General features: G+C 57.0%; 10 protein-coding genes and 2 pseudogenes. 5 read left to right on the top strand and 7 right to left on the bottom strand.

Features of this window, described 5'->3' with window-relative positions; genetic code table 11:
* Window positions 1–175: 175 nt before the first annotated feature.
* Window positions 176–622, bottom strand: a complete 447-nt coding sequence (locus tag ATI02_RS03435; protein WP_095191507.1) for a MarR family winged helix-turn-helix transcriptional regulator — start codon at window positions 620–622, stop codon at window positions 176–178.
* Window positions 623–704: 82 nt separating this feature from the next.
* Between ATI02_RS03435 and ATI02_RS03440 the strand changes: the two genes are divergently transcribed.
* Entirely contained in the window at window positions 705–1871 is a 1167-nt protein-coding gene (locus tag ATI02_RS03440; RefSeq protein WP_100845428.1) for an aminotransferase-like domain-containing protein, read from the top strand.
* 160 nt (window positions 1872–2031) lie between these two features.
* Here the strand turns inward: ATI02_RS03440 and ATI02_RS03445 are convergent, their stop codons facing one another.
* From ATI02_RS03445 to ATI02_RS03455, 3 genes and pseudogenes are all read right to left on the bottom strand, one after another.
* Window positions 2032–2403: a glutathione S-transferase N-terminal domain-containing protein gene (locus ATI02_RS03445; protein ID WP_095191289.1), complete on the bottom strand. Its 372-nt coding sequence runs from the start codon at window positions 2401–2403 to the stop codon at window positions 2032–2034.
* A gap of 101 nt (window positions 2404–2504) precedes the next feature.
* Window positions 2505–3050: a GTP cyclohydrolase I FolE gene (folE, locus tag ATI02_RS03450; RefSeq protein ID WP_010456659.1), complete on the bottom strand. Its 546-nt coding sequence runs from the start codon at window positions 3048–3050 to the stop codon at window positions 2505–2507.
* A 22-nt stretch (window positions 3051–3072) separates the two neighbouring features.
* Window positions 3073–4060 (bottom strand): annotated as a pseudogene (locus ATI02_RS03455) (Arm DNA-binding domain-containing protein).
* A gap of 349 nt (window positions 4061–4409) precedes the next feature.
* Between ATI02_RS03455 and ATI02_RS33115 the strand changes: the two are divergent.
* The 3 genes from ATI02_RS33115 (at window position 4410) to ATI02_RS03475 (ending at window position 7250) form a co-directional block, all read left to right on the top strand.
* Entirely contained in the window at window positions 4410–4820 is a 411-nt protein-coding gene (locus tag ATI02_RS33115; RefSeq protein WP_157815124.1) for a hypothetical protein, read from the top strand.
* A 138-nt stretch (window positions 4821–4958) separates the two neighbouring features.
* Window positions 4959–5972 (top strand): VapE domain-containing protein, encoded by a 1014-nt coding sequence (locus tag ATI02_RS33120; protein ID WP_338110252.1) that lies wholly within the window; start codon window positions 4959–4961, stop codon window positions 5970–5972.
* A gap of 783 nt (window positions 5973–6755) precedes the next feature.
* Window positions 6756–7250 (top strand): DUF2165 family protein, encoded by a 495-nt coding sequence (locus tag ATI02_RS03475; protein WP_095191290.1) that lies wholly within the window; start codon window positions 6756–6758, stop codon window positions 7248–7250.
* 600 nt (window positions 7251–7850) lie between these two features.
* Here ATI02_RS03475 and ATI02_RS03480 read toward each other — a convergent pair.
* A protein-coding gene (locus ATI02_RS03480) for an IS3 family transposase (protein ID WP_095191983.1) occupies window positions 7851–9013 on the bottom strand; the annotation gives its coding sequence in 2 pieces (ribosomal slippage) (window positions 7851–8758 and window positions 8758–9013; 1164 coding nt in all).
* A 207-nt stretch (window positions 9014–9220) separates the two neighbouring features.
* Between ATI02_RS03480 and ATI02_RS03485 the strand changes: the two genes are divergently transcribed.
* Window positions 9221–9586, top strand: coding sequence for a DUF6124 family protein (locus ATI02_RS03485; RefSeq protein WP_095190847.1), 366 nt, complete (start codon window positions 9221–9223; stop codon window positions 9584–9586).
* Window positions 9587–9852: 266 nt separating this feature from the next.
* On the opposite strand, the gene ATI02_RS03495 is transcribed toward ATI02_RS03485, so the two are convergent.
* Entirely contained in the window at window positions 9853–11418 is a 1566-nt protein-coding gene (locus ATI02_RS03495) for a methyl-accepting chemotaxis protein Aer (RefSeq protein ID WP_100845430.1), read from the bottom strand.
* Window positions 11419–11520: 102 nt separating this feature from the next.
* Window positions 11521–12127, bottom strand: a pseudogene (locus ATI02_RS03500) (CPBP family glutamic-type intramembrane protease).
* Window positions 12128–12394 lie beyond the last annotated feature (267 nt).

Genomic DNA, 12394 nt, shown 5'->3' on the forward strand with positions numbered 1-12394 from the left:
TGTGGATTATGCTTTTGTGTACAAATAAAGCAAATATTGTTTTTGATTTTGTTTACGAAAGGTCCGTCGATAGGGATATATCGCCTGTTCGGACGCCTTCGCGAGCAAGCCCGTTCCCACATTTGAAATGCGTTCCCCTGTGGGAGGGGGCTTGCTCCCGAAGAGGCCAGTCCAGTCAATCGAGATGTGCCTGACTCTCACCCAAGGCCAGATTCACCGCCAACCATCCATTCACCGCCGTCTCCCCAGCCTCGGCAAACACCCGCTCCAGCAACTTCACCTGCTCACGGCGCAACGCCTGCTCAAACTTCGCCCCTTCGGCCGTCAACTCCAGCAGCCGCTTACGCTTATCCGCCTGTGACGCCACGCTGTCGACCAGATGCATTTCCTGCAACTGGCGCAGCGGCATGTTCAGCGCTTGCTTGCTCACCCCGAGCAAAGCCAGCAGCTCCTTCACACTCAAATTCGGATAACGGGCGATGAAAAACACAATCCGCTGATGCACCCGCGACAAGCCGCGGCGCTCCAGCATTTCATCAGCCTTGGCGGTGAAGGCCTGGTAGCCGAAGAAAAACGCTTCCATGGCCTGTTGCTGACTGCTGGGGTTTTTAAGGTCAAGCATGTTGACGTACTCGCTCAAGCTGGCGTAATTTCAGTCAACCAGTTTGACTTATTTTTCACATGCCTCGCCACCGGTGACTTCCATGGCTTTTTCCGAACGTGTCTCGCGCCTTAAAAGTTCTTTGATCCGTGAAATCCTCGCCGCCGCCCAGCGTCCGCAAGTGATGTCGTTCGCTGGCGGCTTGCCTGCTGAAGCCATGCTGCCGAAAGTCGAATGGGCCGACATGCCGCTTTCACTCGGCCAATATGGCATGAGCGAAGGCGAGCCGGCGCTGCGCGAAGCCTTGGCAGCGGAGGCGAGGGCACTGGGACTCGATTGCGCAGCGAGCCAGGTGCTGGTGGTCAGCGGCTCGCAGCAGACGCTGGATCTGGCGGCCAAGTTGTACATCGACAAGGGCACCGAGATCTTGCTTGAGGCGCCGACCTATCTGGCCGCGTTGCAGATATTTCAACTGTTCGGCGCCGACTGCCTGACCGTGCCGCAAGAGTCCGATGGTCCGAACCTGGTGCAATTGCGCAATCGTCTGGAGCAGCATCGCCCGGCGTTTATCTACCTGATCCCGACGTTCCAGAACCCCTCCGCCGTGCGCTACAGCGAAGCCAAGCGCGCAGCGGTCGCCGCCTTGCTCGACGAATTCGGCGTCACCCTGATCGAAGATGAGCCGTACCGCGAGCTGACCTTCGACGGCGGCAGCGCCAAACCGATTGCCGGGCGCTTGAAGACAGCGAGCTGGATCTACACCGGCACCGTCTCAAAAACCTTGTTGCCCGGTTTGCGCGTCGGTTATCTGATCGCCAGCCCTGATCTGTTCCCGCATTTGCTCAAGCTCAAGCAGTCAGCGGATCTGCACACCAATCGCATCGGCCAGTGGCAGGCGTTGCAGTGGATCGGCAGTGAGAAATACCAGCAGCATTTGAGTCAATTGCGCGGTTTCTATCGTGAGCGGCGTGATGGCTTTCAAGCAGCGCTGGAAACGCACTTTGCCGATCTGGCCGACTGGAACGTGCCGCAGGGTGGGTTGTTTTTCTGGCTGACGCTGAAGCAGCCGCTGGACACGCGCACCTTGCTCGACGAAGCGCTGGCCAATGACGTGGCGTTTATGCCGGGTGAGCCGTTCTTCCCCGATCCCGATAAAAACCTCGGGCATTTGCGTTTGAATTTCAGCCACATCGATCCCGCACGGCTGGATGAGGGGCTCAAGCGATTGGCGGCGGTGGTGCGTCGGGCGCAGGCGGCTGAGGCGGCCTGAAAACAAATAAACCGGCTCAAGGGCCGGTTTATTTTTGTCTGGGATTTGTGGTGGCTGAGAGGGCCTCTTCGCGAGCAAGCCCGCTCCCACAGGGGAATGCATTTCAAATTGTGGGAGCGGGCTTGCTCGCGAGGGCGTCCGTCAGCACAACAAAAAAATATCAGACAGCAGCAAATCGCTTATCCAGATAATCAATAATCACCTTGGATTCATACATCCAGGTCGTCTGCCCATTCTCTTCAATGCGCAGGCACGGCACCTTGATCCGGCCACCCTGTTCCAGCAGCGTCTGGCGATCCTGCTCGTTGTTCTTCGCATCCTTCAGCGCCACCGGCACATTCAAGCGACGCAAGGTACGGCGGGTTTTCACGCAGAAGGGGCAGGCGTGGAACTGATACAAGGTCAGATCCTTCGCAGCACTGTCGACCTGAGCCTGTTCGGCGGCAGGGCGTTTTTTCTTGCCCGGACGGGTGAGGAAATCGATGAAGATGATCAGTTGGCCGAGACCGACACGAAGCGCTTTGACGAACACGTTACAAGCCTCACAGAAACATTGAAGAAGGCGCGCAGCTTACCCGATTTTTTACGGACGAAAAAAAACCGGCGATCAACGCCGGTTTTTTCTGCCGCGAATTACTTGATCAGGCTGAGGAATTCGCTGCGCGTCGCTGCGTTTTCGCGGAACTCACCGAGCATCACCGAAGTGATCATCGACGAATTCTGCTTCTCGACGCCGCGCATCATCATGCACATGTGCTTGGCCTCGATCACCACGGCAACGCCCAGGGCGCCGGTGACTTGCTGCACGGCATCGGCGATCTGGCGGCTGAGGTTTTCCTGAATCTGCAGGCGGCGCGCGTACATATCGACGATGCGCGCAACCTTCGACAGGCCCAGCACTTTGCCGCTCGGAATATAAGCGACGTGTGCCTTGCCGATGAACGGCAGCAGGTGGTGTTCGCACAGCGAGTACAACTCGATGTCTTTGACCAGCACCATTTCGCTGTTGTCGGAGCTGAACAGGGCACCATTGGTGACCTCTTCGAGCGTCTGTTCATAACCGCGGCAGAGGTACTGCATGGCTTTGGCGGCACGCTTTGGCGTGTCGAGCAGGCCCTCGCGGGAGACGTCCTCGCCCAATTGGCCGAGAATCGCGGTGTAGTTCTGTTCCAGTGTCACGGGGGCTGATTCCATAAGGGTTTCAGAGGGGTACTGTTTCAGTCTGTACCAATTTTGTACCAATCAAGCTGTTTTCGAGCTTACCGAGTTCACCCCAGTCAGTGCTGGAGTTGATCCATCGGGCGTAAGTCGATAGCAACATCTGAACGCTATGACCAAGCTGAGTGGCAATAAACGCAGGGTTCATACCCGCCATGAGGCACATGGTAGCGTATGTGTGTCGGCAGTTGTATTGCCGGCGGGCGCGAATCCCCAATTCGGTCAGTGCAGCCTGGAAGTGTTTGTCGGTCACACTCGATTGTTGAATGAACTCGAAATTCTTGGTTGGCGGGAACACGTAGGGCGAGTCGGCGCGTTTGCGGCGGATCTGCAAGGCGCGTTGTTGCGTTTCCAGCTCGGCCTGCTCAAGGGCCTGCAGCGCGCGGCTATTGAGCATGACTTGGCGCACGTTCCGGGTTTTGGTGCGTTCCTCGATCTTGTAGTCCGCGACGATCCGACACACGTTGACCAGTCGTTTCTCCTTGTCGACCTCTTCCCAGCGCAGTGCCGCGATCTCGCTGGATCGCCGCGCGCTTTACGCCCGGTGTCGGCCATTCTGTGTTGGCCACGACCTTGCGCAACATTACCGACGTGATGCTGTCGATGGGCAGCATTGCCAAGTACGGCATCCAATACAGATTGAGCGAACCGAGGTAGTTCTTGCGTGTGCCGGACACTATCTCGCGACTGTTCAGCTACTCCTGGGCGTACTCCCCGAAACGGGGAGTCGCCGAGTAGTTGGCGTAGGTGGAGTTTGGGAACAGTTCAGCGTATCGCTGATGATCCAGCACGCCATGCTTGATCAGGCTGGTTACGTTAGCGCGTAAGTTGGCGGCAGCCTTAATCCCCTTCGGCGTTTGGGGATAGGGGAGGGTTTCGCAACGGCGTTGCCCGTTCCAGGTGAAGCGAATGCGGACAGACTGTCCAGCAAATTCAACTCCGGTGGGCAATCCCATTGGCTTTCGAGCCATGCCTCGTATCTCCTGATGCTGTAGTAAATGCGGCTATCGATGGTGTTCCAGACACCTTTGGGGATGACGCCTCTGGCGCGTTTTCCTTGTAGCGCCCGGCGGCTAGTCCCGATGAGTTCGGCCACCTTGTCTTCTGGAATCTTGTCGAGGTGGTAGGTCGGCAGCGATAGTTCTGCTACCTCATCACACTGCGTATACCTCTCGACAAGCTGCGCGGGCGAGCGTTTTTGAGCGATAAGCGCTGCACTGTGGGGGGGGGGCTGCCTCGCGCAGCTTTTCGTGGGGGGGGGGGGGGGGGCGGTCGTTCTGCTGTAAGCGTCAATGATGCGAGCTGCTGCGCAGCAGCTGTTTGTTACTGGCGTGGCGATACTGTGATCATTGCGGAGCAAAGCGGTTTGAGTTCGAGGAATATTTTGAGCGTTCGTCATGCTGCTTTCCTCCGAAGTTCGATAAAGAGTTGATCCATCAAGTGTTGGTGGTAATTGAGTCGGGCTTCTGCGGCAGTCCAGGGGCGGATGGTTTCGACCGAAGGTTCGATGCCAATAAGATAGTCACGGATAACCTGCTGGCCGTGTGTAAGGCCATGCGCGAGCCGTTTGCCGGTTGCCCTCTGATCATTTGCAGGGACGATGACTGGAAGACCACAAAGCCAAACGGCGACGCCTGGAACCCAGGTGAAGAGAAGGCCAATAACGCGGCACTGATCATCGGTGGCCAAGTGGTTGCGCCGATCTTCTCCAGTGAGCGGGAAGTGAAGTGAACCGACTTCAACGATCTGCATGTCGCCGAGGGTTTGGAGGCGGTGCGCCGTCAGGTATTGGCTGTGGTCAGGCCACCGGCTGCAGGTGGTTGGAAAGATCTACTAGCTCGCAGCGATAGCGGCGCTCTGATCGCACACATGCAGAACGTTGAATTGATACTGGCCAATGATCCACGTTGGGCTGGGGTAATCAGCTACAGCGCCTTCAGTTCGAAGCTCGTCAAGCTACGTGCGGCGCCTTATGGCGGCGGCACGGGAGACTGGGCGGATATCGATGACGTGCGGGTGATGAAGTGGCTCGCGCAGCAATACAACCTTCGGGTCAAGGCGTCCCATGTGATCGAGGCGGTCAGTGTGGTCGCACATGATCATGCGTTTCATTCAGTGCGGCAGTACCTGCGCAAGCTCGAATGGGATCGCGTTCCTCGTCTGGAAAGCTGGCTCACCGATGTCATGGGTGTGAAGGCAACCGACTACTCGTCCAAGGTTGGCAAGCGCTGGGTGTTGTCGGCCGTGGCGCGAGTGATGAAGCCTGGCTGCAAGGCTGACTCGGTGATGATCCTTGAGGGTGCGCAGGGCGCCGGTAAGTCGACGGCGATGAGCATTCTCGGCGGCGAGTGGTTCATGGATACGCCGTTCGCGCTGGGCGACAAGGACGGCTTTCAGGCGATCAGGGGCAAGTGGATTGTCGAGCTGGGCGAGCTGGACAGCTTCAACAAGGCAGAGAGTACCAAGGCCAAGCAGTTTTTCTCGGCGTCCACGGACACTTATCGCGAGAGCTACGGCCGTCGCACCATGGACGTGCCGCGCCAGTGCGTGTTCGTGGGTACCACGAACCAGGACGAATACCTCAAGGATGCGACTGGTACCTTCCATTACATGGACCCGCCTTACTGGCAGACCGCCAGGTACGGTGTGGACTTTCCTTTCGAGAACTACGAGCGGATGGCCGACTTCATGCGTCGTTGCAAAGGCAAAGTGATGGTCAGCATCAACGATCACCCGGATATCCGCCGCGTGTTCGAATGCTTCCACTTCGAGACATTGGACATCCGTTACTCCAATACCAACCAGCGGCAGGGGAAGGCCGAAGTCAGCGGCGAGCTGATGATCATGAACTGGGTGCCAGAGTCGTTGGGCGGCTTGTTTTGATGAATCTCGGGCTTGCTTACTCCGTCCGGAGCTGGGCGGGGTGGCACACTCCGTTCGGATAGCGAAGCGCCACGATAGTGTTGCCGGTTGAATTGCGTTAAAACTCGAGCACATTGATCAGCGGCAAAGGGTTCGAGAGATGTCCCACGGCGTAGACGTTCCCATCATTCACGAATATCGCGGCCATAAGTTGGTCGTAAAGTTTGATTGGGACAGGCCCAATGATCAGTCGCCGACAGCGGCGCACGCCACAGCGCGTTCCCAGGGGTAAAGCGCATGGCACATATACTTTTCCGCAGGAAGGCGTGTTGGCCAGACGGTTACAGCTGATCGCTATTTTGGATTTGTCGAGCTGAGAATTACTTCTTGAATTTCGGCGGGTATACTTAGAATTTTCGATTAAAGTGCCAAATAACTCAGTAGCATTAAGGGTTTCCCCTTGTCTCCTCAGGGTAAGGAGCATTTCCTGGGCGGAGCACATTGAGTTATCTTCCGAAGATCTTGTACCGTTGTTTGCAAGCGCCGCAATAGCTCGTAATTCTTTGAGAGTCAAGTATTTCCGCGTGCTATCGTCGGTAGTTCGGTGTTATTTAATCGACGAGATCAATGAGGAGATTCTCCAAGAATCGTCGCAAGCCATTAGCCACGAAGTCCTTGCGGTCCCAACGCTATTGCGGATGATTAAAACTGCAGACGCTTTCCGAAACCACTACAGCCCAGCCCACGAAAAAAACGATCCTGGAAGTGGGGCCTCGTATTTACTCGTGTTTTGTGGAGAAAAAGATGACCATTCGTTACGCAAAAATCATTCTGACTCTGATGCTGGGGGGCTTCGCCGCGCTTGTTGCCTTCAATAACATCACTGATTACGAATCTAACTTTGCTTTCGTGAAGCACGTGCTAAGTATGGATACAACCTTTCCGGGTAATGCAGCGCTGTATCGGGCAATTACGACACCATGGTTGTGGCATGCCGCATATGCGTTGATCATTGCCGGTGAAGGGCTGACTGGCGTCTTGTTAATTTGGGGGGCGATATCTTTATGGCGGGTTAGGCACGCCAGCGCACAGCGGTTCAACAGTGCTAAACACGTGGCTATTGCCGGATTCGTTACCGGGCTACTAGTTTGGTTTTTCGGCTTTATGGTAATAGGCGGTGAATGGTTCCTGATGTGGCAGTCGCATCAATGGAGCGGTCAGGAAGCAGCGTTTAGGTTCTATATGGCACTGCTTGGCGTCCTGATTTTTCTCAACCAGTCTGACGGGGGGCATGAATGAATCTACTAGGTTCTGTAGAAAAAGAGATGTCGCAAACACCGCTTGCGAACGTCTGCTTTGGCCGATTGCTGCCTGTCACGAAGGGCCGCAATCACAACCCATAGCTGCTGTTGGCGAAGGGTAATCCCGCGACCATACGCGGCAACTCACTCCCCTCTATCAATCGCCTCGGGGGCAAAATAGGTTAAAGGTTAGGGTACTGTGCTTCCTCTTCTGATTGGCTTGCATGCCAATCCGCCCACAGCTTAGCCTCTGCATCAAATAGCTCTCGCGAGACGGTGCGTGGCCTGAACTCAGCGATATCCTGTGTATCAGTCGCAAATATGTAGCGGCTGGCGCCATTGATGATCATCGTAAAAAAAAATACCGCGTCGGAGAGGCTTACCGTACTGCCTCGCGGAGGGGGGGGCGCTGGCCGACACATGCGAATAGGAGGTGCTTGGGGCTCAGAGGAAGGAAAAGTCTTGTTCCTTGTCCCCCCCCCCCCCAGCCGCCTTCAAGGCTCAGCTCTCCGCTCGCCCCCACTCCCAGCCTTGTGAACGGATTATCTGTTGTTGGCCAAGTGACTCCAGTGGGGGCGTGCAGGATGGTCTGTAGTGGTCAACTAATCCCGGACACGACGTTAAGTTTTTTCTCGGCCTGAGCTGGGGCCAGTCCGTTGTTGAATTGGTGCGGTCTAATCCAGTTGTACCGATGCATCAGGTAATGACTGATGTCGCGGTGCGCTTCTTGAGCTGTCATGTAGCCCACGGTCGGTATCCATTCAGTTTTCAAGCTGCGAAACACACGCTCCATCGGCGCGTTATCCCAGCAGTTTCCACGACGGCTCATGCTTTGGCGCATGCGGTAACGCCAGAGCCGTTGGCGAAACTGGCGACTGCCATATTGCGAGCCCTGATCCGAGTGAAACAGAAGCCCTTGAGGCCTGCCACGCTGTTCGTAAGCCATGTCCAACGCCTTGATGACCAGATCCGCATCCGGCTTGTTCGACAGCGCCCAGCCCACCACTCGGCGCGCGTAAAGATCCATAACGACAGCCAGGTAATGCCATTTCCCTTGAGCCCAGATGTAGGTGATGTCGCCACACCAGACCTGATTCGGCGCCGGCACATCAAACTCTCGATTCAATATGTTCGGAATGTCAGGCCGCTCAACCGTCGCTTGTTTGTAGGCATGTGATCCAGGTTGTTTACTGACCAACTCCAGTTCCCGCATCAGGCCTCGCACCTTGAACCGCCCAATTTGCTCGCCGTCTTCCTGCATCATCGACACGATGCTGCGGCTACCGGCGGCGCTTCGACTTTGCGTAAACAGTTCGTTAACCCGGCTGCGCAACCGAAGCCGCTCAACGTCTGGAGTTCGGCGCCTGAGACGATGGGCGTAGTAACACGAACGAGTGACGTCAAAGACTGCGCAAAGCCAATCAACCGGCTCTTGGGGGCTCAGTTGATCAATCAGCGCGTGCGCTCGTGCTCTTCCGACATCAAGAGCGCGGTAGCCTTTTTTAAAATGGATTTCTCCCGCTCAAGTCGAGCGATTCGAGCTTCCAATTCCTGGATTTTCTGTTGCTCTGGCGTCAGCGCTTTACTCTGCGGAGTAACGCCAGTGCGCTCCTGCTGAAGCTGATTAACCCAGCGGCGCAACGCGGACTCAACCACACCAAGCGAGCGGCTGGCTTCGATATGGCTATAGCCTTGATCGAGCACGAGGCCTGCGGCCTCGCGTTTGAATTCAGCGGAAAAAGAACGACGTTGTTTGGTCATCAGACACCTCTATCTGGCGAGCATTCTCGCCTAAATGGGTGTCCGGTTTCATTAGACCACTACAGCCTGCACTCAATGGTGGCTGTGCTCAGGGCGCTTTCGAGCGCGCCGGTCTTGCTAATTCCTCCGGTCTACTAACCTGCGCACAGCCGCCACCCTTCTTTTAGTAGAGAACGGTCGCGGCCCTTGATCAGGAATTAGATATTTATGTTCAAAGCCACGCCAAACCCTCCGGGCATCGACCCAACCCCTCACGACCCAGCGCTTGAGTCTCAAAAGACAAAAGAAGCGACGGATCGCGCCCTCGACTACTACCTCCGACCCGAAGCCCTGGGTGCTCCGCCAAGCTCGCCCAAGTTTCGCCCCGTCTTTCTCGTCGACCCCACACTGGATGATGAAACCCTGCTCGTCGAAGCCTGCGAGTCGCTGTCTTACGCCCATGCCATGGCCGGTAACATCGCTCACTCAATCGGCGGCCCGGAACGCAAACCACTGCTGGCGCTGCAACAGGTGATCATGCTCAACGAACTGTTGGTCAATCGACTGCTGGATAAGCTGAAGTTGCCTCAGTAATTTCGCTGGCTGTTATGGCCTCATCGCGAGCAGGCTCACTCCTACAAGGGATTGTCGTTGGACACAAATCTGTGATCCCACTACGTTCCAAAGTGGGAGCGAGCCTGCTCGCGAAAGCGCTCTGCCAAGCACTATCACTTTCAGACAAGCAACAAAAAACCCGGAAGCTTTCGCCGTCCGGGCTTTGAAGATCAAAAGATCGCAGCCTGCGGCAGCTCCTACATCGGATCCGTGTAGGAGCTGCCGAAGGCTGCGATCTTTTGCTTTTAGCGGTTAAACCGCTCCACCAACGAGTACTGCGTATTCGCCGTCTTGGTCAGCTCTTCACTCAGCAACGCCGAGTTATGCGCCTGCTCTGAAGTCTGATCCGCCAACTCCGAAATATTGCTGATGTTGCGGCTGATTTCGTCGGCCACAGCACTTTGCTCTTCGGTCGCGGCGGCGATCTGGGTGGTCATGTCGGTGATGTTGGCCACCGCTTCGCTGATACCGACCAGCGCCTGGTCCGCTTCCAGCACCCGCGCGACACCTTCTTCGGCCTGGCGATGCCCGGCTTCCATGGTTTGCACAGCGCTCGAAGCAGTCTGCTGCAGCTTGGCGATCAGGGCATGGATCTGCCCGGTGGATTCGCTGGTGCGCTGCGCCAGTTGACGCACTTCGTCAGCCACCACGGCAAAGCCACGGCCCATCTCGCCGGCACGCGCAGCTTCGATGGCGGCGTTGAGCGCCAGCAGGTTGGTCTGGTCGGCGATGCCTTTGATCACGTCAACCACGCCGCCGATTTCGTCGCTGTCCTTGGCCAGTTGAGTGACGGTCAGGCCGGTTTCACCCACGACGACGGACAGACGCTGAATGGCTTCGCGGGTTTCGCCGGCGATGTCACGACCGCGACCGGTCAGGCGATTGGCTTCCTGAGTCGCGTCGGCGGTGCGCTGCACGTGGCTGGCGACTTCCTGAGTCGTCGCGGCCATCTGGTTGACGGCGGTGGCGACCTGTTCGGTTTCCACCCGCTGACGTTCCAGGCCGGTCGAGCTGCTGTGTGCCAGTCGGTCGGACTGCTTGGCCTGATCGGTCAAGTGTTCGGCAGTGTCCTGCAGACGGGTCAGGCAGGTTTTCAGACGGGCTTCCTGACTGAGGATCGACATTTCCAGACGTGCTTGCGCGCCACGGCTGTCGGTGTACATCTGCGCGATCAGCGGGTCGGACGTGGTCTGTTCGGCCAGACGCAGCAGGCGCTTGAGCCCGCGTTGCTGCCATTGCAGGCCCAGCAGGCCCAGTGGCACCGACAAACCGGCTGCCAGGGCAAAGCCCCACTGCGAGTTCAGGGTCGCGCCGATCACGAAGCTCAACTGGCTGACCAGAATGAACGGCAGCCAGTCTTGCAACACCGGTAGCCATTTGTCGCTGGAAGGGATTGCCGACTTGCCTTGGTTGATGCGTTGGTAGAGCGCTTCGGCACGGCGGATCTGTTCGGCGGTGGGTTTGATCCGCACCGACTCGTAACCGACCACCTGATTGCCTTCAAACACCGGTGTTACATAGGCGTTAACCCAGTAATGATCACCGGTCTTGCAGCGATTCTTGACAATGCCCATCCATGGCAAGCCTTGTTTCAGTGTGCCCCACATGTGCGAAAACACCGCCGCCGGGACGTCGGGGTGACGGACCAGGTTGTGCGGCGCACGGATCAGTTCCTCACGCGAAAACCCACTGATTTCAACGAAAGCGTCGTTGCAGTAGGTGATCACGCCTTTGGCATCAGTTGTGGAAATCAACCGCTGCTGAGCCGGGAACGTCCGTTCGCGTTGTGTAATGGGCTGGTTATTACGCATGGTTTTTCAATCCGCAAGGCTTTGAAAGGTTGTCGGCGATGTCAGCTTTTTATTGAATTTTTCTTTCGGTAATCAGCACGGCGTCGCAAAACGGGCCTTGCTTCAACCGGCCAGCATCGGATAAGTGAACAGGCCGAAATGCAGCAGGTTCAGCCCGAAGTGTGTGGCGATCGCCGCTCCGAGTCCGCCAAAACGGTAGGCCAGACCATAGCCGACCCCCGCCAGCCCTGCCAGCAACACCCAGGTCCAGCCCGCACCCACATGGGCCAGTGCGAACAGCGATGAGGCCAGTAACAGGGCGAGGTTGTCGCCATATGGCAGCGAGGGCAGTGGCGTACACCGTCAAACGCAGTGAACGGCGCATGACAATCCACGGACAGATCAGCAACAGCCAGAAGCCGATCAGCGGTTTGTCTTGATTGAGGTACATCGAGAACGGCACGGCGTTGTCGGTAAAACGTTGCGGATCGATGGCGCGACCGTTGTAGAAACCCGGCAGCCAGTGCAGCGCCAGGGCCAAAGCCAGAACGATGAACAGGCCGTGACCGAGATAGCGCGCAAACGGAACGTGTTGCTGGCGTACGGCGAATCCGGCGATCAATAGCAGCCCGCCGGAAGTCAGTGCGAGCCAGCCGAGTTGGCCGTAGCTCAGCGCCAATCCGTAACCGAGGGTGAGAAGTGCCAGATAGAGCCATGGCAAAGCCTTCATCGAAAATCTTTGTGCAAATTTTGTGGAAGGGCTTTCTACACGGCTGGGGGCTTGGGGACAAGTTAAGGTGAGGTGAGAATCCGGGACAACACTGAAACCTGTGACCCAACACAAACCCCAATGTGGGAGCGGGCTTGCTCGCGAAGGCGGTGGGTCAGGCAATGAATGTGTCGACTGATACACCGCTTTCGCGAGCAAGCCCGCTCCCACAGTGGATTTGTCTTCCACCGGGGGGCAGAGGGTTCAGACAGGTGAAAGTGTGGCGAG

It is taken from the genome of Pseudomonas baetica (assembly GCF_002813455.1).
In the GTDB taxonomy this organism is placed as follows: domain Bacteria; phylum Pseudomonadota; class Gammaproteobacteria; order Pseudomonadales; family Pseudomonadaceae; genus Aquipseudomonas; species Aquipseudomonas baetica.

Excerpts from the sequence above, each read along its gene's own strand:
- ATI02_RS03435 (WP_095191507.1), bottom strand. The coding sequence starts at position 622 with ATGCTTGACCTTAAAAACCCCAGCAGTCAGCAACAGGCCATGGAAGCG.
- ATI02_RS03440 (WP_100845428.1), top strand. The coding sequence starts at position 705 with ATGGCTTTTTCCGAACGTGTCTCGCGCCTTAAAAGTTCTTTGATCCGT.
- ATI02_RS33120 (WP_338110252.1), top strand. The coding sequence starts at position 4,959 with ATGCAGAACGTTGAATTGATACTGGCCAATGATCCACGTTGGGCTGGG.
- ATI02_RS03475 (WP_095191290.1), top strand. The coding sequence starts at position 6,756 with ATGACCATTCGTTACGCAAAAATCATTCTGACTCTGATGCTGGGGGGC.
- ATI02_RS03485 (WP_095190847.1), top strand. The coding sequence starts at position 9,221 with ATGTTCAAAGCCACGCCAAACCCTCCGGGCATCGACCCAACCCCTCAC.
- ATI02_RS03495 (WP_100845430.1), bottom strand. The coding sequence starts at position 11,418 with ATGCGTAATAACCAGCCCATTACACAACGCGAACGGACGTTCCCGGCT.